This is a genomic window from Thiospirochaeta perfilievii (genome assembly GCF_008329945.1).
Lineage (GTDB): Bacteria > Spirochaetota > Spirochaetia > DSM-2461 > DSM-2461 > Thiospirochaeta > Thiospirochaeta perfilievii.
In genome coordinates, this window is the sequence record NZ_CP035807.1 from 2,010,977 (window position 1) to 2,035,851 (window position 24,875).

A 24,875-nucleotide genomic window follows, 5' to 3' on the forward strand; every position below is an offset into this window, starting at 1 on the left:
ATCTATGGTTTTTCTTCCATAGTCAAGTTTATTTAAACTCTATATTTTCCCAGCCTAAGGATGAAAATATCTTGTCTAAAAATATTTTATTTGACTCTGTAGAAGAGGTTAGTAGACCTCTATCAATAATTCTATCCTGAATTCTAGGAAGTATTAGGGTTATTAAACTCTTCCACTGACCAGGAGTTAGGTCTATTTGTGGGTAGTTGTCTTGGCTAAGTTCATCTAGAACTTCTAAATTGATAATTTCACTTTCTGGTTCATTTAAAATTAATCTTCGGTTCACCTCGTTTGCATTTATTATTGGGTTTTGAAGATATCTCTTTATATCAAAACCAGCTGTAGCTTCAACTTGTATTATAAAAAAGTATTTATCCCTGCTTAAGTCTATTCCTATATCTTTACACTCATAAAAAAATCTCTATTTACTCTCTCTGAATCAGAGAGGAATTTACTGTTTTTATATAGTATATTCCCCCAGTTAGGGTCACCAATTAAAAAATCATAGGGGAATAGGGCTTTGTAGGAGTAACTTGTACTTTTAAACCATGAAGTTTTTATGGTTTGAATACTCTGCATACTCCTAAGGGTTAGACTCTTCCTTTGAAAGGGGTTTATGTTAAGGTCTTGTAGACTTGGAACAGTTAAAAAGAGAATAATAACAAAGATTATTATTGAGGTTGAAATAAGGTATTTTTTCAATTTAAACTCCTTAATACACTATTGGAAAATTCAACTTCAACAGCTTCTCCTGAGATCTCTAGAAGGTTTTTTAAAAGTTCCTTAGCACTACTTTCACTCTCATAAAGTAGACGTTTTATACTTTCACCCTCTATAATACTCTGTTTGGACTCTTGTATAAGCAGGAAATAATCATCCTTATTAAGGGTAGAGAACCTCTGTTTAGTAAAGTACTCTTTAATAGAGGTATCATCTGCATCAATGGAAAAAATTTCAGCCTTAGGCAGGGTTATGAGTTTATAACCACTTTTATTTGTAACGGTATAACCTTTATTTATATCAATACCCGCTGTAATTGTATAATCTAATGCAAAGAGAAACTCTTTATTTGCCAAGGGAATCCATAAAAAATCCTTAGTCTCTTTAGAGTATATTACTTCCCTGTATATCTGCTTTGCAGTAACCAGCTGCTGAAGTTGTTCAATTTTACTAAATATTAGATCCTTACTTCTTTTCTCCCTATAACTTTTAACTCTTAAAGTTACAAATATTATAAGGAGTATTATAGATATAGTGATTATTATTATGTGAATCTTCTTCATTTTATTAAGTATAACCGATTATTATTAGAATGAAATCATCTTTTTTATTCTAATTATTTAATAGTAGGCTTAACTCTTGGCTATGGCTTGAACTCTTTTTAAAAAGTCGTTCAATAGAAGCTATTGTCTCCCTCAAATTCTCTATCTGTTCTTCTTGGGATTCTATTAAGATAAAGGTCGATTCTAACATATCTTTAAACTTAATAAGTGTATTTTGAACATCATTATTTATACTTTTATTTGACTCTGATAATATTTTAATCGTAGAAGTCTCATCTACTAGGGTTTTTATAGAGGCTAAAAGAGAAGCGGTCTCTTTATATTGGTCTTCAATATTTAGTCTAGTAATATCCATTAAACTAGAGCTACTTAAAGCTTCATCAATTATTGCAAAGAGACCTCTTTCTACTTGGATTGAGAGGTCTGAAGTCTCTTGTATCGCTTTACCCATTGCAGCTAATTTTTGACTACTTGTTTCAACCTGGGTTTTAGATTGGGAAGAGAGATTTCTTACTTCATTTGCAACCACAGCAAAACCCTTTCCTGCATCCCCAGCATGGGCAGACTCTATTGCAGCATTAACTGCTAAAAGATCTGTCCTTTCAGAAATATCCATTATACCTTCTAGGACATCACTTATCACTTTTGCATGTTCCTGTATTGTTTTAACAGCATTAGAAGAGTTAATTATTGTTGCCTTATTACTCTCTGCAATAGAGCTTAGGTTGGAAGATTTTTTATGGGTATCATCAATATTCTTCTGATTTTTATTCATCTTCTCGGTTATAGTATTTAATGTCTTTTCTATATTGATAGCGAACTCTGTTTGGCTAATTACAGCTTCTAAAATTTCATCTATAGAATTTCCTAACTGAATTTTTATTACAGGTAGGGTTTTCTCTATATTGCTTACTTGCTCTTTAATCTCTTTTGTTACTTTTTTATTTGTAGAACTGTTTTCAGTTATTATCTGTGTTGATTGGTTTATCTTCTCTTTTAGATCTAATTCTGACTCTTTTATAATTGATGTGATTGTTTTAATTCCTTCAATCATTTCAATTTGGCTACTGTTAATTTTTTTTATGTCCTCTGCCTGTTTTTTGCTCTTCTTTGCTATTTTATTCTGTTCGTTAGTAATATTTAAGAACATGGCTAAAATGTAGATTATAAAACCGTAGGGAATAAGGTAGGTGTATGGAATCTCGTTTATTACTACATATATAAGATCATGGAATATTGTTCCTACAAATAGTAGGAAAGCCACAAGAAGAATTATGATATCCCTTCTTTTTGTCTTAATTGATGCAACAACAGTAATAAAAAGGGTTGTTAATACCACTATAGGGAAGTAGTATCCAGTCATAATAGATAGTATATTATCCACAGCAAATCTGCTTTTTTGCATTATAACTATAATAATAAAAACTATGGAGAATATAGATGTAGAGTATATTAATGTCTTTTTAAATCTTTTGGTATTTGTATACTCTATTACAAAATTCATTAAAAAAGTTACGGCTAACAAGAAACCAATTTTACTAATTTTCATAATTGTTAGCTCATTTACAAAGTTATATGCTAGTGAAATCTCTGCATAGGCTAACATTAGTGAAAAGTTTAGTAGTGAAAAGAGTATGAAACTGAATTTTTTACTATCCGCAGTAATATATAGAAACAAGAAGTATAAGGACATTAAAAATCCAATTACACTAATTGCTCGTATTAGGTAAGAACTGAAAAAGTTTTTCCAGAAATTTGCCCGTGAAACTTCCTGGTATGTAGATACTACCAGGTTCTTAAATGGAACAAGATAGCCATAGGGGTAGATCTCTACAGTAATCTGGTTTCCACTTTTTTTTAGTATATTTGGTGAAATAAGTTGGGCATCAGAGGTAAATCCATTGGCAATTGGTCTATCTTCAATACTCCCTGATTGAAGTATAAGATAGTTGTTTATATAGACTCTTACTGGATATGGAGTTGTTTCAATTGATAAACCTAGTAGTTTGTTATTTAACTCACTTGGTACGTTAAAACTGTTTTTTAAGGTTATCATTCTATTAAAATTTGACTTATCCCCGCTGAAGCTTATTCCATCCCAGTTTTGCCAGTTTTGCCAATTTGTTTCCAGGTATTTCCCTGGGTTTAGTTCAGAATAGTTTATTTTATACTGGGAATCTATTAGGTTTTGTGACCAAAGATTAGTTGATATTATTAGTAATATTAGAATTATATACATATTTTTTTTCATACTATATATTATACATGGTGAGGCGTTGATACAAGCTAATTTTTTAATTTCCCGGGAGGGTTATTCCCGGTACTATTTTCTATTTAAGGCAGTCTAAACCAATAAGTATTGCCTTATACTCATTTCCTAGGTTTACTCCAAATTCGTTTACAATTTTTTTATTTTTAACAGCTTCAACTACGTCTGCAAGAACTAGTTTTAACTCTTCTAAAAGCTCTGGACAAAACTGGGGCTCTTTTATTAGAAGTTCAGCAACCATACCCTTACTTAAAAGAATCACTGCTTCTAGTCTTTGAAAGTCTGAATTAAAACCAAACCCTGCAAATTTTTTGGAGACTGCGTACTTCATTCCATTTTTAAGAGCTTTATCAGCACCACTAATCTTTGAATACTCATCTGGGAATTTTTGTTTAAAAAGAGAGAGAGCAGCAACTCCAAGATAGGTTGGAAAAAAGTGGAAGTCTACCTCTTCGTCAACTGGGGTATTTTGTGGCTCAGGAGAGACACTCCATGAGTTTTTTACAATATCCTCTTCTCTTTGAAGCTCCACTAAGGAGTTCATATATATAATTAAATTATCTATTGTATACTTCTCATTTGGAATTTTATCTTCTTTTAAGTAAGTAACAACATCCTTCATTAACCCAACAATGGCGCCCTGATTCTCAAAGTCCATATCTTCACATACTCTAAATTTATCTAATACATATAACATGGATTTATTCTATATAATTTTATAAAATAAAAAAAGGTGTAGAGTAGCTCTACACCTTATATCGTTAAACCTTTAGTGGGAATCCCTCTTTTTCAAGGGTTTTTAGAAGTTTATCCTCTAAGCCCTTAATAAGTTCTCCATCTAATGTTTTGTCCTTATCATGGAAAACAATACGTATTGTAACACCTTTTTTATCACTATCCTTAGGTGTAAATACATCTACAACCTTTATAGACTCAATCTCCTTTGATCTAAGTTTTTTGGCAGCACTTACAACATCAGCAACTGGTGTTTTAAGGTCAGCTTCAACGGTGCAGTCAAAAGTAGATGAAGGGAATTTAGATAGTGGTGTATATTTTGTTTTATCCTTAAGTGGTTTATCTTGAATATCTGTTAAATCTAAAACAGCTAAAACAAGATTTCCCTTAATTTTGAAATTTCTTAAAATTATTGGATGAACAGTAAAAATTGTACCAGAAACCTTACCCATAACCTTAATATCTAACTGCTCTGTGGGGTGTATCCCCTTCCAGTTTGTAGGAAGTAGAGGTGTTGGGAATTTAGGATTAGCCTGTTCCATTTGATACGGAATCTTTGTAAAACTCATCATGCTCTCAAAAACATTTCTAGCTTCTAAAAATCGAGACTCTTTTTTATCGAAGTAGGCTAAAACTACCTGGGTTCTCTCTTCTGAGAATGTTTTATCATTTTCTAGGTAAGCCCTACCGTGTTCAAACATACCAAACTTACTATAATGTTTCTGGTTAAGGGCTACTGACTCTAGGATGCTAGGAACCAATGATGGACGCATTCTTTCCCTATCTGTACTCATTGCATTTGCAAGAACCAGGTTCTGGTTTAGTGTATCCCATTCCGCTCTCTCTAGTAATTTCTTACTAATTAGTGGGCTTGTCATTATCTCTAATGATCTTCCCTGTAGAACTAAAATATCTTGAATTTTTCTTTGTAAAACCTTAGCAGAGGATAGTCTTACTGCAGATGTTTCATTTAATGGGGAGACTGGAACAATATTATCATAGCCAATAATTCTACCAATTTCTTCAATAATATCACACTCAAACTCTATATCCTTTGTTGCCCGATATGATGGAACTAGAACACTTAGTTTTTCCCCACTACCGGTAACTTTAAAGTCTAAACTCTCTAGTATTCCAGTAATTTTTTCAGAAGTAAGCTCTTCTCCTAATACCGAGTTAATATGGGAAACAGTAATATCAATGTTTAAGTCGTCTTTTTTTATTATACCATCAGATTGAATATCTCCAACTACCTTTGCATCTGGGTTTAACTCTAATACTAACTCTAATATCCTTAGGATTGTTCTCTCTGTCATAGTGGTATCTAGACATTTTTCATAACGTTGTGAAGAGTCTGTTCTTAAACCTAACCTTGTGGATGTCTTTCTTACTTCAGCATCCTGCCAGTTTGCAGATTCAATAAAAATCTTAGTTGTATTCTCTGTAACTCCACTCTCAAGGCCTCCCATAATACCTGCTATAACTAATGGCTTTTTAGAGTCACAAACTACAGTATCTTTAGCTAATAATTCTCTCTCTTCTTCGTCTAATGTTACAAATTTTTGATCCTGGCCAGCTGTTCGAATGATTATTTCACCACCTTCAATTTTATCAAAATCAAATATGTGGTTTGGCATACCAAGTTCTAACATTACATAGTTGGAGATATCTACAATACTATTTATAGATCTAACTTCACACTCCTGAAGTCTCTGTTTTAACCATAAAGGACTCTCTTCTACTTTGATTCCTTCTACAGTTAAGCCCTTATACCCTAGGCAGTTTGTTCCCTCTTCTACTTTTACTGTAACAGGAGCAGTCTCATCTGTCATTTTAGATTTGATCTGCTCTATCCACTGTGTACCAAAAGAGTCTTTTAAGGGGGTGTTAAAAACAGCAGAAAACTCCCTTGCCATTCCATAATGCCCCCAAAGGTCAGGTCTATGGGTTATTGATTTATTATCTATATCAAGAATTAAATTCTGTTTAACTTCTAGGTATTCTCCAAGAGTTTTGCCAACTGGAGCATCATTAGGAAATACTTTTAATCCTGAGTCATCAGAGCCAATACCAAGTTCTGTCTCACTACATAACATCCCTTCACTCATTATTCCTCGAATTTTTTTAGGAACAAGAGTAAAACCGTCAGGGAATGATGTGCCTATAGGAGCAAATGGTACTTTAATTCCTATTTCTACATTAGGAGCACCACAAACAACCTGTTTAATATCCAAGTCGTTTGTTTTAAAAGTAACTAAATTTAGGTGATCAGAGTCTGGGTGTTTCTCTTTTCCTACAACCTCAACTATAGAGACTGAGTTTAGTAGTTCTCCTGTTTTCTCCACACCTTCAACTTCACATGTTGCAAGTGTAAATTTCTCTGATAACTCTTTATCACTTATATCTGGTAAATTAACAAAATCTTTTATCCAATCAATTGAAATTTTCATGTTTTCGCCCCTTAATACTCTTTAAACTGTTCGCTAAATCTAAGATCACCACTATGAATATGCCTAATATCATCGATCATATATCTCATCATAACTAATCTATCTAAACCTAAACCAAAGGCGAAACCATTATATTTAGTTGTATCTATACCACCAGCTTCTAAAACTTTAGGGTGGGTCATACCACATGGTAGTAGCTCTACCCAACCAACCTGTTTACAAACGGAACAACCCTTACCTTTACAGATAAGACACTCTATATCTAACTCAAAACCAGGCTCAACAAAGGGGAAAAATCCCGGTCGTAACCTAACGTTAATATCACTTTTAAAGATTTCAGAAAGAAGTTTTTTCATAAAGAAAATTAGATTTGCAGTTGAGATATTCTCTCCAACCATCATACCTTCTAATTGGTGGAATACCATCTCGTGGGAGGCATCCATGGTTTCACATCTAAAAACTTTTCCAGGACCAACAAATTTAAATGGAGGTTTATGACTCTCCATTCCTCTAACTTGAATAGTTGATGTATGAGTTCTAAGTAGGTGTTCCATATCTTTAAACCAAAAAGTATCCTGCATATCCCTTGCTGGATGGTTTTTGGGAATATTAAGTGCTTCAAAGTTATGAAATTCATCTTCGATATGAGGACCATCTAAAATTTCAAAACCCATAGAGATAAAGATATCTTCGATCTCTCTTTGTACAAGAGTTACTGGATGATAACCTGCAGCATTTAAACCATTCTCTTTTATAATGTCATTTAAAGTTATGTCCTGCCAGTTTTTCTCTAATTTAGCATTTATCTCTTCTATTTCAATTAATGCAACTTTTTCATCGATAGCTTTAAGGATTGCTTCCTTTATGGTATTGGTTTTTGCTCCAACTGTTTTACGCTCTTCGTTTGTTGCATCTTTTAATGATTTTAATATTGAACTAACTTTTCCTTTTTTTCCAACATACTCTGCTTTTAAGTCAAATAACTCCGGTTTAGTTATAACAGCAGAAAGGGCAGTTTGGAATTCAGACATTAAATCATCTAATTTTTCTAACATAACATTCCTCATAATTCATTAATATAAGCTTAAATTCATACCTTTTATAGGAGATTTATGCAAGGATTTTACCCATAAATAGGACAGAGCCTTGATTGTTGTCAAGAATCTGATTTTTTATCACATTAAAGCCGTTTTTTTTATAAAAACTGAAAGCAATCTCATTATCTGCCATAACTCCTAGATGTACACCTTTTATTCCACTCTCAATTAACTTGTTCTCCATAGACTCTATAAGTTTTGTACCAACTCCTTTACCTCTGGTTTTAGAAGTTAAATTAATGTGGAGATGGGCTGGGTACTCCTCTAAAAGGTTCTCTAAAACTGTTATAGTTCTAATAATATTAATACCTGATTTATTGTAATACAGCTCCTCTTGTTTTTCTGTATTTGGAGTAGAAACTATATAGCCAATAATTTCATTATTATCCTCCGCCACAAAGCAAAAATCAATAAAGTTTTCCACATAGTTTGTAACCCATCTGTATGTAAAACCCTTTTTGTCTTCTACATTTAAAAGAGAGCCAGTTCTGGTATTAAAACATATCTCTTCTAAACTCTCTCTATCCTTTATTTCTGCATTTCTAATTATCATTCTATTATTATATATTTTTTATTCTTCTTGATAAGGAATAAATAAAGGAATAAGATTTAAAAATGAAAAAAATAATATTAATAAGTCTATTAATTACGACATCTTTTTTAGGAGCAAAGGGAATTCTGGACTACCCCTTATCAAATACTGAAAAACCCCTCTATTACACAGGGGATGTTTCTATCTCTACAACATCAATATCCTGGGGTAAACATCAGAATTTATCCATATCCCCAAACTATTTTGATTCATTCGGGCTACTTTCTAATATTACTAGTAAAAAGGAGTCTCTTGGATCTATATTTAAGTATGAGAATAGTGTTGATATCTCTCTATTAGATCCATCTGTTAACTTCTCTTCTAATGATCTCTTTTCCAACTTTAAGCTTCAGGGTAATTTTGGTTTAGGGTACAATTTTAAATTTGATTCTCCTATAACGGGTTTAAGTTTTGATATTGGTCCATATGTAAAGCTCGACTCCCTAATCGGTTATTATGCGGGAATCGATAATATAATGATGCAGTCTCTATTTGCCTTAAACAGTGGTTTAGATGGGAATATAACTTACAAGTTATTGGAAACAGTACGGTTTGGTCTCGGTTATTCCACATTTATATTTGGGGTGGATTATGGAAGAAACGGATATAATAAAGATTTTCTTCCAGAGGTTCAAGTCTCAACATTTGGTAACTATTGTGATATGAAGTTAACCCTTTATGGAGAGTTAGATATATCTAGAACAGAGAGTTTAAAGTTAGAGTATAAACACTCTGTTTTTTCAGTTTTTGATGATAACAATAAAGTTATTAGTGGGGAGAATAGTATTGGTATCTCTGTTGTTAAAAGGTTGGTAAGGTAACATGAATAAAATTATAACTTTTTTAGCTGTTCTTTTAATACTATCATGTAATATTCCTTATATCGATAATGAATATGACTCTGATCATATCTCAACTTTTAATTATTTTTGTGATGAGTTAAAGAATCATTATGTTTTTACAGAGTTAAAGAATATAGATATAGAATCTAGGAGAAGCTATTATTTAGAAAATGAAATTACAAATAATCAGACAGAGGAAGAGTTCTTTTTATCATTTTCAAAGTTTGTAAACGAATTTAAAGATGGTCATACCAATATAATTGCTCCATTTTCACATTCCTCTGCATACTCAATAATTTTAGATGAATCAGATATCGATTTCAATTCTAACTATAATAGTTGGGTAATTAAATATAATTATTTAAATGATAATCCTGTTTTTGTTGACTCCTTAAAACACGGAATTATTCAAAGGGGAGGAAAGAGTTATGGTTATATCTACTATGGATCATTTATGGACCGAATTTCTAGCTCCCAAATAGAAGACTATATTCTAAAGAGATTTTATGGTGAAAATGTTGAAGGAATAATTCTAGATATTAGAAGTAATGGAGGGGGTAACCTTTTAAATGCTATAACTCTAGTTAGTTATTTTGGTTATGATGAAACTTCCCAGACAAAGGAAGCCCTAAAAGTGTGGAGACGGGATGGTATAGATAGGTATACAAAAATAGACTCTCTTGCAATGACTCTTGGGGTTACTGTTCCATTTACTATTACAACAAATCCCAATGGATATAAGGGTCCTGTTGCCCTTTTAACAAATAGGGGGTGTTATAGCGCTGCATCTTTTACCGCAACTGCTTTTAAATCCTACCCAAATGTGAAACAGATTGGCCAGGATACTGGGGGTGGTATGGGATTACCTGTGGGGGGGACTCTTCCTAATGGCTGGAGATACCGTTTCTCCTCAAATATAGCTATGCCTAGTTATGCCACAGGTTATGATGATGAAGTTAATAATTATGAAAATGGTGTTCCGGTAGATTTTTCAGCAGTTGATATTTTAGGCAATGAAATTGATGAGATTATTGATAGAGCAATTTTATGGATAGATAGTTATTAGTGATACCTATAATCTAATATGTTTTTGTACAGTATTAGAGTCTCTACCTGGGTTGTATACATCCCTGCATTAATAAATAGTCTAGGGTTCTCTTTTAGTAGAACCTGTCCCTCTATTATTCTAGGTTTATCCTTACCCCTAGACTGAAATTCACGTTTAATCGAGTCTTTTATTGCATATTCTAGGGATAGGGACTTCCCTTTTTCAAGAAAGATAGACTCTTCGCCTTCTCCGTAGGAGTCAGGGGTTGTTGCTGTATTCCAGCTAGCTATACGTTTTTTTTGAAAATCAGAAAGCCTGTAAACTATATTTTGATACATAATATAATCTTTTACCCAGTTATCTCTAAAACTCATATTTGGGTCACCTAATTTTATTAACGCAATAGGTTCTAAAACAAACTCCTCCTTAATCTCTCTTTTAATATCAGAGGGTATATAGGTGAACTTCCAGCCATAAATCATACCTGAAACAATCTCTATAATGTCATTTATAAACTCTTTTTCAACCTCAAACTCACTGTTATTTGCCTCCATGTCCATATCGAAGTACCTGCTTACAGGGTGAACAAACACTCCATCAATAAAGCTATTATTACCAAATAGTGAGAAAGGAAATAAAAATATAAGTAAAGATCTAAATTTTATCATTTAGTAAACTTTTTATAGTTCATAAATATAAACAGAGGGTTTATTTTATAGACCAGTCTAAAAAATAGATAAGCAAATAATAATCCTGACAGGTGTGTTAGATGGGCAATATTTGTTGACCCAAAAATTTGGGAATAGAGGTCTATTGCTGTATAGATTAATATTAAAACAGGGGGGCTTATTGGTACAATTCCCCAGAAATAGAGCTTTCTATTTGGGTAAAAAACAGCGTAGGCAAAAAGTAGGGCATATATAGCTCCAGATGCACCAATTAAGAGAACATTTATATGAAAAAACCAGTATAAAAGCAGACTAAATAGTCCTGCTAAAACCCCAGTAACAAAGTAGTATGTTATAAATGGTATTGAACCCATCTTCTGTTCAAGGGAGTGTCCAAAAATAAATAGGGCAAACATATTAAAAAATAGATGACTAATATTTCCATGGGCAAACATATATGTTATAGGTGTCCAGTAGTGTTTGTATTCTACAAAAAGAGTAGGGTTTAATCCTAAATATAGATTTAAACGAATAATCTCCATATTATATAAAATCAGGGATAAGAAAAAAACAATAATATTTATAATAATAATTAAAAAGCTTAAATTATAATTTTTTTTAGTTTCTAGGTTCAATCTGTCTCTCCTAAATAAATCTTATTATTATTACCTGTATAGTGCTCAATAATATCTTTTCTAATAGATAGAGGGTAGAGGTTGTAATTTAATAACTCATCAATCTTGACCCACTCTACACCAATTTGGTTAGGATCTGGTTGTGAAGGTTTTACAAAATTTTCATCAATAAGATAACACTCAAAAATTATATTAACTTGATGGTACCCAGTTCTGCTTGGTGACGGGTTATGGTTATCAGCAATAAACTCTCTAACAAATAGGACGTCTAAAACTTCTACATCTGCCCCCATCTCCTCAAGACACTCTCTTTTAAGGTTCGATTTAAGGTCTTCATTATGATCCTGACCACCTCCAGGGAAGGTATACCAGATGTTTTTACCATTGTTATACTTATTTAAAAGGATCTTCCCTTCCTTAATAATTATCGCCTTTGTTGCTGTTCTTATAGGAAATTTATTCATAAAATAAATATAGTGTTTATTGTACCTAATGACAAGAAAGGATATTATTTTACCTAAGAGGTATTTAATGAAAGTTTTAGTTACAGGTGGTGCCGGATATATTGGTAGCCATACAGTAGTTCAGTTATTAGAAGCAGGTAATGAGGTTGTTGTATTTGATAACCTGGTAAATAGTTCAAAAGAGTCTCTAAGTCGGGTAAAGAAGATAACAGGGAAGGAGATAACGTTTTATGAAGGTGACCTATTGGATAGGGATGCTGTTAAGGATGTTTTTTCTAAGCATAATTTTGATTCCGTTATACATTTTGCAGGGCTAAAAGCTGTTGGAGAGTCTGTCTCAAAACCCCTCTACTACTATCATAACAACATTACAGGAACCCTTATTTTATGTGAAATAATGTCAGAATTTGGTGTTAAAAATATCGTTTTTAGCTCCAGTGCTACAGTTTATGGAGATCCAGAAATTATACCTATAACAGAGCAGTCTAAACTTAGTGCAACAAACCCATATGGTAGGACTAAATTAATGTTAGAAGAGATTCTAAAGGATTTAAATGTTGCCGATAGTAGTTTTAATGTTGCAATTTTAAGATATTTTAATCCAATAGGAGCCCATGAGAGTGGTTTAATTGGAGAAAATCCAAACGGAATTCCAAATAATTTAGTACCATATATATCCCAGGTGGCTGTTGGAAAAAGGAAGGAGCTTACTGTTTTTGGGGATGACTACGATACACCAGATGGAACAGGTGTTAGGGATTATATCCATGTCGTAGACCTTGCAGCTGGTCATTTAAAAGCACTAGAAAAACTAGAGGCTAAGCCCGGAGTTGTAATATACAACCTTGGAACAGGTATTGGGTATAGTGTTTTAGATGTTGTTAAAGCTTTTGAATCTGCTTCTGGTGTTAAGGTTCCTTATGTTATTAAGGATAGAAGACCTGGGGATATTGCTACTTGTTATGCTGAACCTAGTTTTGCCCTTAAGGAGTTAGGCTGGAAAGCTACAAAAAATATTGAAGATATGTGTATTGATACTTGGAGATGGCAAAAAAATAATCCAAATGGATATGAGGCTTAATCTTTAGTCAACAATAACTATTTCTTCTCCAAGAAATTTAGGTTCTTTATCTAGTATATACAGGTCTAAAAGCATTTTAATCTTAGCAAATATCTCTCTTATTTCTGTTTTAAAACTGTCTTTTTGGCCTGTATTGTTAGCGTCATAGGCTATAACTTTAAGGCTTTTATTTCTCCCAATAAATACTCCCCTCTGATTTTGAAAATTCTGAGAAATAAAAGTAAATTTATCTAACATGAATACTTCATTTGCCCGAACTATTGTATCTAGAGTTCTAAAACCAGCATAATCTGAAAATATCTTTTCATTTGGAATTCCTAGTTCTAACAGAGAGTTTCTCATCTGTCTAGGTTCATCATAACTAGCATGGGCGTTATCCCCACTAACTAATATATAGTCAATCTTGTTATTAATAAAAAGATTGTAGGCTGCATTTATTCTCTGAGTGTAATACTGGTTAATAACTCCACTACTTATATATTTATTACAACCTGGGACCAGTCCAACACTATTATGGGGAATATTCTCCATGTCTGAATATATAAACTCCTTTGTAGAATTATAAATCCAGAACAGGCTACCCACTAATACTATTGCTGAAATAAAAACTGTTATGAATATAATTTTATATATCTTTTTTATAGTCATTATATATAGGTTATCACTCATTATACATTATATCTAGCAACTTTAATTGACGTTATATAGATAATTTACTATCTTGATAGTAGTACTTATTATTAGGAGGCTCATTAAATGGGAGATGTTAAACATTTAGATAAAGATAATTTTAAAGAAGAGATAGGAAGTGGAGTTGTTTTAGTAGACTTCTGGGCTCCATGGTGTGGCCCATGTAGAGCAATAGCTCCTACATTAGATAAATTAGCAGGAGATTTTGATGGTAAAGCAAAAATTACTAAAGTAAATACAGATGATTACCCAGAATTAGCCCAAGAATTTGAAGTTATGGGTATTCCAGCTCTATTTGTTTTAAAAGATGGTGAGATTGTTGAGCGATTTACAGGTGTACAACCTATAGCTGTTCTTCAGCAAGCGATTAATAAAAACCTTTAGTATTTCTAAGTTCTTTTTTGAGGCTTTGGCGTTTCTTAGCCTCAATTTTTCTTATTTTTGAAGCCTTAGTTGGCTTAGTTGGTTTTCTTCTCTTTTTTACAATAAGAGACTTTTCAATTAAAAGAACCGTTTTATAAATAAGTTTTGACCTGTTTTTTGATTGACTCCTCTCTTCCTCGCAAGAGATAACAAGTTCACCATCTTTATTGATCCTATTTTCTAGGGATTTAACAATTCTACTCTTTTCATTTTCATTTAGAAACTCTATTTGTGAGATTTTTAGAAAAAGAGTAACCTTTGTATTTACCTTGTTTACGTTTTGACCACCATTCCCACTTGATCTAGAGAATTTAAATAAGCCATTGTTTTCAATCCATCTACTTAATATAATTGTATACATAGGGGTATTGTAAGTTATCTCTTAGTAAAAATCACTAAGTCTATTGATTTTTTGTACCTCATAGAGTTAATATCCCTATCGTTACTTAATAAATAAGGGGGGAAGAGAATGAAAAGTACTGATATGGCTAGAAAAGATCGAGATCTTAGAAAGGCTAGAAAAAAAGAAGAAGTGCTAGCAAGAAAAATGGAAAAAAATGAAAAAACTGTAGGTGACTATATTAACGAGTTAAACAGTCTGTTTTTCCATGACGGAACCAAAATTTATAATATAGAAATGAGTGATGAAATTCTTGATCTACTGGATGAAATGAAGGAAGAACTAGAAGAGAAAAATTGGATGAACGTAATCCGAAAAGCTGTAAAAAAGAGTGGTGTTAAAGAGAAAGAATCAGCTATAACACAACTAAAAGAGATGGGAGAAATAGAGTAACTCTTATGAATGTAGGAATCATTGGTACTGGAAAAATCGCAGAGAAATTAGCAGAAGCTATTAATAGGGTAGAAGGAGCAGTTTTATACGCTGTATCCTCTAGATCATTAGATAAAGCGAGGGCTTTTGCTGAAAAGTTTAATGTTAAACTTTGGTTTGAAGGTACTGATGATTTCTATAAACAAGAAAGTATCGATTTAGTCTATATTGCTACACCAAACTCTAGTCACTATTCACAGACTATTGAAGCCCTTGATAATAATAAAGCTGTGCTATGTGAAAAACCTTTTGCTTTAAATAGTTTAGAATCTAGGCAGATGTTTTCTAAAGCTAATGAGAAAAATCTCCTTTTAGTTGAAGCTATGTGGAGTAAGTATTTTCCAGCTGTGGACAGAGTTAAAGCTATATTAGATAGTGGAGATTTAGGAACTATAACCCACATTCACGGCGATTTAAGTTACCCTTTAGATAAGAGTATCGAGAGACTATATAAAAAGGAGTTAGGTGGTGGTGCTCTTCTAGATTTAGGTATTTATCCTATAAGTATGGCCCACTATTTTTTAGGTAATCCAGACTCTATACAGGCAAGTAGCCAGTTTTCTGAAAGTGGTGTAGATACATCAACTTCAATAATTTTATCATATAAAAGTGGTCAAACCGCTGTGTTAACAAGTTCAATCCTTGCATATTCAACAAATGAGTTTATTATTAGTTGTTCTAATGGTTGGATTAGATTAAATGGAGATTTCCATCACCCTAAATCTATTAGTATGTTTATTAATGGTAAGGGTGAGTTACACCAAGAGTTTCCTAGGGATGGTTATGGTTACGAGTACCAGGTTCAAGGTGTAATAGATGATTTTAACAAAGGCTTAGCCCAGGGGTCAGTTGTAAAACAGAAGGATACCCTAGAGATTATGGAAATTTTAGACAGAGTACGTGATCTAGTAGGATACAATTTTAATGATTAATATTGGTTCCAAACTCTTAGAGCAGAAAAACTTTCCAGAAGAGTCTGATAAAAATATAATAACCCTTCATAAAAAAGTAAAAAATGGCTCATTAGGAGTCTCTCTATCCTCCTTTGAAGAGATCTTTAATATTACTCCCAAAGGGAATAACCCCTTCCCTGTTGGGGCTATAAATTTTGAGGATGGTAAGAAGAGGTTTGTTGTCTCTTGGATAGATGATTTTTCAAAATTTAATATAAAAGATGTGGATGATTACACATTGAAGATTAGAAACTACCCAACTATTGATTACCCTGTGTTATCCCTAATGATAGGTTTAAATAGTGGGAAAATTGACCCAGAAACTAAAAAGGATTTATGGCTTTTTGGTGAGGCATTTTTAGATATAGCTTTTATGATGACCAGGATTAAGTTGTATCAGTTACTAAATTGTGATGAGATCCTGTTTTGTCTCTTTGATAATGGTATAGAGTGTTTAGACTCATTTGGCTTCTCATTAAATAGGAGTGAGATGGAGCTTCTACTATCCGAGGTAAACTCTGTTTTTGAACTTACTAATAATATGGAACTAGAAAATCATATAAGTTTGTTTTCCAAGGCGTCAAAAGAGGTGAGTAGTAGCTTTAATCATAACGGCCTTCCTAAGAGTCGGGAAGCGTTAGAAATATATCTTAAAAGAAAAGGGATTGAACCAAAACCAGAGAAACATAACTGGAATGACTTTTTATCTATTTAAATAGTTCATTAACCCACTCTGGTGGGGCGTCAGACTCTAACTCGGATCTTTTATATAAAATACCCTGTTCTGTTCTACGGTTCTCTTCAAAGATTCCTTCAAACCTATTTCCATTGCTCCAAATATAACAACCCCGGCCATGCATTTTTCCATTTTTGAACTCACCTGCGTAGAAATCTCCATTAGCCCATTTACAGGCTCCAGGACCCTCTAACATATTATTAGCGAATGTTCCTTCATATACTTTGCCGTTTATATAGGTAAGTTTACCCTTACCCTCCATTACATTGTTTTTAAAGGAGCCCTGATATCTTGTGCCAGTATTAAAAATGAAGTCTCCAAAACCGTGCATCTCTCCATTAACCACTTCACCCTTATAGATGCCATTATCAAACTCTAACTCTTGAATATCCTGTCCACTCTCTATAGTTATCTCTTCATCCTTTTTTGCTTCTAACTCTTCAAAGAATTTAAAATCTCTATATTGAACTTCAGCAGCCTCTTTTCTTTTATTTTGTGTATGGAGTGTATATTTAACCCTTTTTAACCAGTTGTTCTTATAATTAGTTATATACTCAAACTTAAAGTGGGATACAATAAGGTTGGAGGCTGAGTAGATAATCTCCTCGGTAATAAATCCAGACTTATTTCTCTTTAATTCTATTTTCCGCCCTGGTATTTCATCCCCAGATAGGTATAGGGTCTCAATTAAAAGATCCTCTTCATATTTATATCTAATGATCTGGTTTAAATTAAGATCAGAGTGCCATCTCTCCTCTATTAATAGGTTGTTATTATTATATACATATTCATAGAGCATTGTTCTTGATTGTTTTTTTTCTAACAGACCTTCTGTGTTGTAATAAAAGCTTTCACTATCTTCTACAATCCCATCATTATTTACACGAACCTTTTTAACTAAAAGATCCTCTTGGTAGTAGTAATCTACCTTATATATGGGAGTTTTATCTAGTTTAGCAACATGTTTACATATCATCTGCTCATTGTGGAAAATATAGTGCTCAATTTGATCAGGATACTTTTTAACTAAAAGTTCCCCATTTCTATTAAACTCTGCTTCAAGTATAAAGTTTTTTTTACCCTCTTTATCATGAAATGTTCCTTTTTGGATCTGAGAAGCTTCTACTGTGATCTTTTGTGTTTTTCCAGAAAAATGAATTAAATCATCCATAAAGTTATTATATAAAAAAAATCGATTACTGCAATCGAATATTGTACTATAATTTAAAGTGATGTTTGAGTTAGAGCGTGACATACGAAAACCCACCATAGTTGTTCCCTTTATTGGAACTTCTGGTAATGAAGAGATTAAAGATCTGTATATATATCTTAGACCAGAGACAAATGGTGTCCGGGTTGAGAGTTTAATATTTAGTGTTATACATAATGATCCAATATTTAGGGAGAGTATATCCCTAGTATATTTAGCTAATTTACCTGGGGATTTTGTTTCAAGTAAAAATATAATTGAGAATCACTACCTTTTAAAGTGCGAAATGGCAAAAAAGGGAAGGGAGTGTTTTACACCTTTAATGATAAAACAGTTTGAAAACTGGTACAGTGTTAAGTGGGATGATGTCGAAGTTATTTCTGCGTATAAAGCGTTAGAAAAGTTGAATATAACCAGTAAAGAGCTGTTTAACCTATGGGTAAGTGACAGGGATTTTTTCTATGTTCATGGGCAGAGTGTAAAAAAGGTTGGATCTCTCTATATTATTAATTATGATATTCCTGAACTGCTAAAGAAAAATAGTGTTAATACAGATATTGCTGTTATGTTATTTAGAACAAGGTTAAAAAATAGAGAGTTAACAACCCTTATATCAAAAATGGAAAAGGCTTTAAAAGAGGGAGGGGCTATAGACCCAAAAACACCTCCTAGGCGTTGTTTTCACTATACAAAGAGTCCATTGGAAGAGATATTAGATGGTAGTGGGTACTTATATGATGAGAATGGAAACAGTCTTCCATGGGAAAATATATCATTTTCATCTTTTTTACTTAGAAGAGGTATTGAAATGGAAACAATAAGAAGATTGGTTGTCTCTCCCATTGTAAAAATAGAGGAAAAGGGTATTATTAAGGAAGTATATTTATATGATTATCTTATGGGTGATTCCTATGAAGAGGCATATCATAAAATCGCAAATGTCATAGATTTTAAAGAGGCCACGGTTTGAAAAAAATATTAATAATAGATGAAGCAGAGGCTTTTAGAAAATTAGTCGAGAAACTATGTATTCAAAATGACCTGGAGCCCTATTTAGCAATAAATGGGTTAGATGGTAATAGTAAAATTTTAAGTATTATTCCAGACTTAATTATAATGGATAAAGATCTAACCAGGATGGATAGTCTATCTGTTCTAGCTAGGAAAAAAAATAATCCTAATGCATCAAATATCCCTGTAATTATGGTCTCTAAGGATACTCCAAATAAGAGTTTTTTAATGCAAACAATACCCTTAGGTGTTAAGAAGTTTATCAAGAAACCAATTGAGATGGAGTCTCTTTTAGTTGCTATCTCCGATGTTCTGCATATTAATACTGAAGTAGATCAAACACCCTGTGTTTTAGAAGTTAGGCTTAATGAGAATATACTTTTTGTAGAAGTAGCCATGGGTTTAAATAGAAATAGGTTAGAAGTTGTAAAATTTAGAATTGCCGAACTTATAAAGCTACATAGAGTAAAAAACCCTCTAGTTCTTTTAATGTTAACAGATATCCCCTTTGGTTTAGCAGATAGGCAGAAGTTAACAAGTTTAATACACTTTTGCATGGAGGGTGCAAACATTGATGATACTAAGATACGGATTCTTACACCTTCTAAGGAGATTAAAAAATACTTAAATACCCACTTAGAGTTATATGATATTCTTGTTGAGAACAATCTAGATCGAATAATGTTCGGTTTTGTTCGTAAAACTAAAGATGACTTACTTTTTTCCCAAAATAAGTCCCATGAAGATGAAGCGATTACAGTAAATTATAGGTCTGAAAATAAAGAGCAGGATAGTGACTCTGCTACAGATAGTGATTTAGGCTTTACTATCGAAGACGAGAAGAAAAAAATAGCAATAGTAGATGATGATAAAGTTGTTCATGCTATAGTTAAGTCTGTTTTTAAGAAATTTGACTGGGAAATTTGCTGTTATTTAGATGGTGACGACTTTTTAAAAGAGAGTCATATAAATGAGTTTGACTTAATAATTTTAGACCTTCTAATGCCAGGAGTAGATGGGTTTAGAGTTCTTGATACAATTAGTAAGGACTTGTATAAAAAAACAATTGTTTTAACATCGTCGACACAGCGGAATGATGTTATGAAGGTGCTTTCATACGGTATAAGGAATTACTCTGTAAAACCTATAAATGGTGAGAGTATAAAGATTAAGGCCTTTGAAATATTAAAGAATCGGTAGGTGTTATTATTCAGTTTAATTATGCTCTAGAGTTATTTAGAAACAGTTCAACAGCTCAGTTTGTAATAAATAACAATGGAAAGATCCTAAAGGCAAATAACTCATTTAGAAACATGGTAAAAAAAGTTGACTTCCATGAGATAGAGAATAAAGAGTTTTTATCTTTTATAATTCCAGAGGATAAAGAGTTATTGATAGAAGCTTTAAACGAACTAATTCTAGGTACTAAATTAAAAAAAACACTAAATGTTAGATATTTAAGTGGAGAGTCTAGTTGTTGGTGGAAAATTTCTCTAGATAAGGTGGATGTTGGCAAGAGTTTTGTAATAGTAGGTGTCGCATTAGATATCGGTAGGGAAATGGAATCCCAGGGTACATTGTTAGAAGCTAAACAGGCTGCAGAGAAGTCAGAAGCTTCTAAGAGTATTTTTTTAGCCAATATGAGTCATGAAATAAGAACTCCTATTCATACCGTTACAGGTTTGGCTGAACTACTCCTTGATACTAAACTGGATAGTGAGCAGAAAGAGTATGTTACCCAGATAGATTTTGCTGCTAAAGTTCTATTAACACTTATTAACGATATTCTAGACTTCTCCAAAATCGAAGCTGGTAAGTTGGTTTTTGAAAATATTGAGTATAATTTATACGATACAATAGTAAATTCTGTTGATCTTTCTGCCCTAGAAGCCCATAGAAAAGGTGTAGATGTTGCAATTTTAATAGATGATAATCTACCTCAGTTTATTTATGGTGATCAAGTAAGGTTAAGACAAGTTATTGTTAACCTTATGAGTAATGCTGTAAAGTTTACAAAAGAGGGTGAGATTATATTAGAAGTAAAAACAAAACCTATAGATAAAGAAAGGGTCCTTTTAAATATTTCTGTCACTGACTCAGGAATTGGAATTTCTTTGGATAAACAAAAAAGACTATTTAAGGCCTTTTCTCAGGCTGATGCATCGACAACTAGACAGTTTGGTGGTACTGGTCTAGGACTCTCTATCTGTTCAAGTTTGGTACAGATGATGGGCGGAGTAATGGCTGTTAACAGTAAAGAGGGGGAGGGTGCTTCCTTCTATTTTGAAATTCCAGTAACAGTTGGTAAAAAAAATAAACTACAATATCCAGAGCCTCCTATTAAAGACTTAAAGGCCCTAGTTGTTGATGATAATCATAAGGTAAATAAGATATTCTCTGATATATTACGGTCATGGGGTTATCGAGTTTTGGAAGTTTATACGGTGATGGATGCTCTAAGTGAGTTAATAAAAAAAGCCACAATGGGAGAACCCTACGACCTATGTTTTATAGACCAAATTTTACCTGGTATGGATGGTTGGCAACTAGCTAGTGAAATACACTCAAACAGTCTAATTAGAACAACAAAAACACTTTTAATGTCTCTAAAGGGTAAGGGGATCGAAGAGTCAAAAATGAAACTTTTAGGCTGGTTTCAAGGCTATTTAACCAAACCTGTAAAGAAGGAAGAGTTATATAATACGATAAAAGAGTTATACTCAAGAACATTGGAAAGTGAAGTAGATACATCCCTAGAGGATGATGATATTGAAGAGTTAGAAGTCCTAAGTGATGAAATTGTAGATGATAACCTAGATGATGATGATGATGAGTATTTAGAACCATTAAAATTTTCAGATGATGTCTACGACGACTTAGAAGAGCTTATACCTATAGATGAAGAGTTATACTCTGATGACTTAGCGAATTTTAAAAGTATGGATCAATCTGGTAATCAGGAAGAGATTGATTATATTCCATCAAGCACTCCAACTATTTTAATTGTTGAGGATCACTTAGTTAACCAGAAACTCTTTCGTATTATTTTAGAAAAGTCTGGGTATAACGTAATAACTGCCTCGGATGGTCAAGAGGCTATAGATATAGTTAAAGAAAACACTTTAGATTTAATTTTTATGGATTGTCAAATGCCAGTTAAAAATGGATATGACTCCTCAAAAGAGATAAGAGAGATGGGGTTTACTATTCCAATTGTAGCTGTAACAGCAAGTGCAATAAAAGGTGAATATGATAAATGTATAGAGTCAGGAATGAGTGATGTTATGACTAAGCCATTTAAAAAAGATGATGTTATGAAGTCCATTAATAAATGGCTTTAGAAGGAGATATAGATGTTATTGTTTGATTTTGAAAGTGCACTAGATAGATTTATGGGGGAGAAGGATATTCTATTAGAAGTCTTAACTCCATATTTAGAAAACCTTAATAATCTTTTAGAAAAACTATCTAGTTTAAAACAACCCTTCGATTTTGATCAATTAAGACAGATTGCCCATAGTATAAAGGGTAGCAGTCTGAATTTAGATATAGTTCCCCTAGGAAAGGCTGCTGAGGAGTTAGAAGATTTAGCTTATAATAGGATCGAGAAAGGAATTCAAGTAAAGATAGATAGGGTTAAGGATCTAGCAGCCCAAACAGAGTCTGAGCTGCAGAAATATATTACACTTTAAACTTATTTGTCTCGTCTTTTAGTTTGTTAGTATTGTTTGTAACTTCATCTGCAAGATTATTAATAACATTTACAGACTCAGAGATATCCCCTGTTCCATGGGCAATTTCAGCCATGCCCTCTTTTACATGAATAGAGATGTCTGCAGCGTTCCTTGTAGACTCTGTAATTAAAGCGATTGTATTACTCATCTCCTGGGTACTGTCACTAACCTGGGCTGAAACTTGGCTTAATTTACTATTTGCACTAATAATTAAAGCTCCTCCTTGGGATAACTCCTGGGTTGATACATTTATCTCTTCTAGGGCTAAAATTGTTGAGTTAGTACCCTCTCTAAGTTTTTGGAAGGTCTCTTCACTGGATTTAGAGATATTGTATGCAACATTAACCTTATTTAAAATATTTGAGATAGTCTCTTGAATTTCTCCAGAGTTGTCCTGAGCACTCTCCGCTAACTTTCTAATTTCATCTGCAACTACAGCAAAACCCTTTCCTGCATCCCCTGCATGGGCAGCCTCAATTGCTGCGTTCATAGATAATAGGTTTGTTTGAGTCGCAATATTACTAATAACTTCAGACATCTCTGAAACCTTACCTGCAAGCTCTACGACCTCTTCATTTGCTGTTGTTCCATCGGATATCTGTTTTCCACTCTCATTTATTATGTGGGTTAATTGCTCTGCTTCTTTTTTCTTTTCATTAACAATTTTTGCAACAGAGTCTAATTGGGCTACCATCTCCTCAATTGAAGAACTTGTTTCATCTACAGCATTATTTTGAATCTCTGTACTATCAAAAAGACTATTTACTGTGGCATCAATCTCATCCATCGCAGAAGAAACAGATTGAAACTGGGTATTTAAGTCTTCCATCTGCTTATTTATAGAATCAACATTAGAACTTATCTCTACAGAAGCAGATGCAGTCTCTTGAGTTATTCCAGCAACTTCTAGTTGTCTACCTTCTATATTACTAGTGACTTGTATAATATTTTTAATAATATCTCTTATCTTATCTGTAAAAGAGTTAAAGTTTGTTGCTAACTCACCAAGTTCATCCCTGTTTTTTGTATCTATTCTAACAGTTAGATCTCCCTCTCCATGGGATATATCATAGAATCTAGTAGAAAGGTCTTTGATAGGTTTAAAAATTAAGAATCTTGACGATATATAACCAAAAAGTAGAACAAAAATAAATATAATAGCTGATAACATAAAAACAATAAAAGTCGGCCTTAGTTCTGCATTGATTAGCTCTTGTTTGTTAAAAGATGCTGCTATTAACCAAGGAGTACCCTTTATTTTATATAGTGCTACAACCCTATGGGATTCAAATCTACCTGGTTCTCCTGTATCATTAACCTTTTTAAAAAGAGTTATAAAATCCTTCTGTTGTTCCTCGTTATATCCTAAAGCTGCAAAAAGGTCCCTCATAAAAATGTTATCCTCAAATGTCGCTGTTTTGCTATAAAGTATCTGCTCATTTGAACCATTAAATAGGGTTATCGATAACTCTTGGTGTTCGTTTTGAAGTCGCTTCATCTCATCGGTTATATCTGTTATAGACATATCCATAGCTATAGTACCATTAAATTTTGAACCTTCAAAAATAGGGTGTCCCATTGTAATTGTAAGTGTATTTTCAGCTTCTGAATCTGCAGTAAGATATGGAGAGGTAATAAATGTATCTTTTTTATTTTTTGTCTCCTTATACCAGCCTCTTGTTCTAGCATCATAATCATCTGGAATATTTGCCCAATCCTGGGAAATTATAATAGGGGAAGATTCTGTAGCAAAATAGAGGAGTGATACACCTTTAATATCTGTAACTAAAGATTGTAGATCATTCTTGGCTAGATGGTATTCAGGTATTTTTTCAAGTTCCCCTTCAATATGTTTTTGTGGCATAATGTTAGAGAGGTTTTTAATACTATTTAACCTACTTCCTGCCTTTAGAACCGCTTTTTTGTTGTTTAAGACCGCAACAATGTCACTTGAGGCAGCGTGTAAAACAGCATTTTGGGTTTCTGCAATATCTTTTATCTTATACCTAGATATTTGTATAAAAGTAATTACCATTATTAATGCATAAACTATTACTGGTAGCATTAAATTCATTATTAATGATTTTGTCCTTAACTTCATGTTAAATTCCTTAATTTAATA

At 32.8% G+C, this 24,875-nt stretch carries 26 protein-coding genes; 11 read left to right on the forward strand and 15 right to left on the reverse strand.

All coding sequences use genetic code 11. The features are described 5' to 3' along the window. Nucleotides 1–28: 28 nt before the first annotated feature. The 8 genes from EW093_RS09190 to EW093_RS09225 all read right to left on the reverse strand — a co-directional run bounded on the left by EW093_RS09190 (nt 29) and on the right by EW093_RS09225 (nt 8,387). Complete coding sequence (locus EW093_RS09190; RefSeq protein ID WP_149568112.1) at nt 29–286, reverse strand: hypothetical protein; 258 nt, start codon at nt 284–286, stop codon at nt 29–31. Nucleotides 287–393: 107 nt separating this feature from the next. Beyond that, nucleotides 394–702: a hypothetical protein gene (locus EW093_RS09195; protein WP_149568113.1), complete on the reverse strand. Its 309-nt coding sequence runs from the start codon at nt 700–702 to the stop codon at nt 394–396. Then, nucleotides 699–1,283 (reverse strand): DUF4230 domain-containing protein, encoded by a 585-nt coding sequence (locus EW093_RS09200; RefSeq protein ID WP_149568114.1) that lies wholly within the window; start codon nt 1,281–1,283, stop codon nt 699–701. The genes EW093_RS09195 and EW093_RS09200 overlap by 4 nt, the downstream gene beginning before the upstream one ends. Before the next feature lie 49 nt (nt 1,284–1,332). After that, nucleotides 1,333–3,534, reverse strand: a complete 2,202-nt coding sequence (locus EW093_RS09205; RefSeq protein ID WP_149568115.1) for a methyl-accepting chemotaxis protein — start codon at nt 3,532–3,534, stop codon at nt 1,333–1,335. Between the two features lie 79 nt (nt 3,535–3,613). Beyond that, entirely contained in the window at nt 3,614–4,249 is a 636-nt protein-coding gene (locus tag EW093_RS09210) for a hypothetical protein (protein WP_149568116.1), read from the reverse strand. A gap of 64 nt (nt 4,250–4,313) precedes the next feature. Beyond that, complete coding sequence (gene pheT / locus EW093_RS09215) at nt 4,314–6,737, reverse strand: phenylalanine--tRNA ligase subunit beta (protein WP_149568117.1); 2,424 nt, start codon at nt 6,735–6,737, stop codon at nt 4,314–4,316. An 11-nt stretch (nt 6,738–6,748) separates the two neighbouring features. Beyond that, nucleotides 6,749–7,792, reverse strand: coding sequence for a phenylalanine--tRNA ligase subunit alpha (gene pheS, locus EW093_RS09220; protein ID WP_149568118.1), 1,044 nt, complete (start codon nt 7,790–7,792; stop codon nt 6,749–6,751). Nucleotides 7,793–7,847: 55 nt separating this feature from the next. Next, a complete protein-coding gene (locus EW093_RS09225) occupies nt 7,848–8,387 on the reverse strand; it encodes a GNAT family N-acetyltransferase (protein ID WP_149568119.1) in 540 nt (179 codons plus the stop codon). A 62-nt stretch (nt 8,388–8,449) separates the two neighbouring features. On the opposite strand from EW093_RS09225, the gene EW093_RS09230 reads away from it, so the two are divergent. Together EW093_RS09230 and EW093_RS09235 are read left to right on the forward strand one after the other, a co-directional pair. Then, nucleotides 8,450–9,247, forward strand: a complete 798-nt coding sequence (locus EW093_RS09230; RefSeq protein ID WP_149568120.1) for a DUF481 domain-containing protein — start codon at nt 8,450–8,452, stop codon at nt 9,245–9,247. A gap of 1 nt (nt 9,248) precedes the next feature. Further along, nucleotides 9,249–10,334 (forward strand): S41 family peptidase, encoded by a 1,086-nt coding sequence (locus EW093_RS09235; RefSeq protein ID WP_149568121.1) that lies wholly within the window; start codon nt 9,249–9,251, stop codon nt 10,332–10,334. Here the strand turns inward: EW093_RS09235 and EW093_RS09240 are convergent. From EW093_RS09240 to EW093_RS09250, 3 genes are read right to left on the reverse strand one after another with little or no spacing between them, the layout of a single operon-like run. After that, nucleotides 10,331–10,984, reverse strand: a complete 654-nt coding sequence (locus EW093_RS09240) for a hypothetical protein (protein WP_149568122.1) — start codon at nt 10,982–10,984, stop codon at nt 10,331–10,333. The two genes, EW093_RS09235 and EW093_RS09240, sit on opposite strands and share 4 nt — an antisense overlap. Beyond that, entirely contained in the window at nt 10,981–11,619 is a 639-nt protein-coding gene (locus EW093_RS09245; RefSeq protein WP_149568123.1) for a rhomboid family intramembrane serine protease, read from the reverse strand. The genes EW093_RS09240 and EW093_RS09245 overlap by 4 nt, the downstream gene beginning before the upstream one ends. Then, a complete protein-coding gene (locus EW093_RS09250) occupies nt 11,616–12,083 on the reverse strand; it encodes an NUDIX domain-containing protein (RefSeq protein WP_149568124.1) in 468 nt (155 codons plus the stop codon). The genes EW093_RS09245 and EW093_RS09250 overlap by 4 nt, the downstream gene beginning before the upstream one ends. Before the next feature lie 67 nt (nt 12,084–12,150). Between EW093_RS09250 and galE the strand changes: the two genes are divergently transcribed. Then, the gene (galE, locus tag EW093_RS09255; protein WP_149568125.1) at nt 12,151–13,164 is read left to right on the forward strand and encodes a UDP-glucose 4-epimerase GalE; all 1,014 of its coding nucleotides are present in this window, start codon (nt 12,151–12,153) and stop codon (nt 13,162–13,164) included. Between the two features lie 3 nt (nt 13,165–13,167). Here galE and EW093_RS09260 read toward each other — a convergent pair whose 3' ends face one another. Beyond that, complete coding sequence (locus EW093_RS09260) at nt 13,168–13,833, reverse strand: SanA/YdcF family protein (protein ID WP_149568126.1); 666 nt, start codon at nt 13,831–13,833, stop codon at nt 13,168–13,170. An 87-nt stretch (nt 13,834–13,920) separates the two neighbouring features. On the opposite strand from EW093_RS09260, the gene trxA reads away from it, so the two are divergent. Continuing rightward, on the forward strand, nt 13,921–14,238 hold the full coding sequence (trxA, locus tag EW093_RS09265; protein WP_149568127.1) for a thioredoxin: 318 nt from the start codon (nt 13,921–13,923) through the stop codon (nt 14,236–14,238). Here trxA and arfB read toward each other — a convergent pair. Then, a complete protein-coding gene (gene arfB, locus EW093_RS09270; protein ID WP_149568128.1) occupies nt 14,222–14,638 on the reverse strand; it encodes an alternative ribosome rescue aminoacyl-tRNA hydrolase ArfB in 417 nt (138 codons plus the stop codon). The genes trxA and arfB overlap by 17 nt on opposite strands. 108 nt (nt 14,639–14,746) lie before the next feature. Here arfB and EW093_RS09275 point away from each other — a divergent pair, with 108 nt between their 5' ends. Genes EW093_RS09275 through EW093_RS09285 form a run of 3 tightly spaced genes read left to right on the forward strand, consistent with a single transcriptional unit; the run spans nt 14,747 to nt 16,777 of the window. Beyond that, nucleotides 14,747–15,070 (forward strand): LB_289 family protein, encoded by a 324-nt coding sequence (locus tag EW093_RS09275; RefSeq protein WP_149568129.1) that lies wholly within the window; start codon nt 14,747–14,749, stop codon nt 15,068–15,070. A gap of 5 nt (nt 15,071–15,075) precedes the next feature. Then, nucleotides 15,076–16,041: a Gfo/Idh/MocA family protein gene (locus EW093_RS09280; RefSeq protein WP_149568130.1), complete on the forward strand. Its 966-nt coding sequence runs from the start codon at nt 15,076–15,078 to the stop codon at nt 16,039–16,041. Next, nucleotides 16,034–16,777, forward strand: coding sequence for a hypothetical protein (locus EW093_RS09285; protein ID WP_149568131.1), 744 nt, complete (start codon nt 16,034–16,036; stop codon nt 16,775–16,777). Before EW093_RS09280 ends, EW093_RS09285 begins: the two co-directional genes overlap by 8 nt. Here the strand turns inward: EW093_RS09285 and EW093_RS09290 are convergent. Continuing rightward, complete coding sequence (locus EW093_RS09290; protein ID WP_187759658.1) at nt 16,770–17,969, reverse strand: MORN repeat-containing protein; 1,200 nt, start codon at nt 17,967–17,969, stop codon at nt 16,770–16,772. The genes EW093_RS09285 and EW093_RS09290 overlap by 8 nt on opposite strands. Nucleotides 17,970–18,027: 58 nt before the next feature. Here EW093_RS09290 and EW093_RS09295 point away from each other — a divergent pair, with 58 nt between their 5' ends. From EW093_RS09295 to EW093_RS09310, 4 genes are all read left to right on the forward strand, one after another. After that, complete coding sequence (locus EW093_RS09295) at nt 18,028–18,978, forward strand: hypothetical protein (RefSeq protein WP_149568133.1); 951 nt, start codon at nt 18,028–18,030, stop codon at nt 18,976–18,978. Continuing rightward, the gene (locus tag EW093_RS09300) at nt 18,975–20,219 is read left to right on the forward strand and encodes a response regulator (protein WP_149568134.1); all 1,245 of its coding nucleotides are present in this window, start codon (nt 18,975–18,977) and stop codon (nt 20,217–20,219) included. Before EW093_RS09295 ends, EW093_RS09300 begins: the two co-directional genes overlap by 4 nt. A gap of 113 nt (nt 20,220–20,332) precedes the next feature. Then, entirely contained in the window at nt 20,333–22,360 is a 2,028-nt protein-coding gene (locus EW093_RS09305; protein WP_149568135.1) for a response regulator, read from the forward strand. 12 nt (nt 22,361–22,372) lie between these two features. Next, nucleotides 22,373–22,711 carry an Hpt domain-containing protein gene (locus EW093_RS09310; protein WP_149568136.1) on the forward strand — a complete coding sequence of 113 codons (339 nt, stop codon included), beginning with the start codon at nt 22,373–22,375 and terminating at the stop codon, nt 22,709–22,711. Here the strand turns inward: EW093_RS09310 and EW093_RS09315 are convergent. Then, nucleotides 22,701–24,854 carry a methyl-accepting chemotaxis protein gene (locus tag EW093_RS09315; protein ID WP_149568137.1) on the reverse strand — a complete coding sequence of 718 codons (2,154 nt, stop codon included), beginning with the start codon at nt 24,852–24,854 and terminating at the stop codon, nt 22,701–22,703. The two genes, EW093_RS09310 and EW093_RS09315, sit on opposite strands and share 11 nt — an antisense overlap. Between the last annotated feature and the right edge of the window lie 21 nt (nt 24,855–24,875).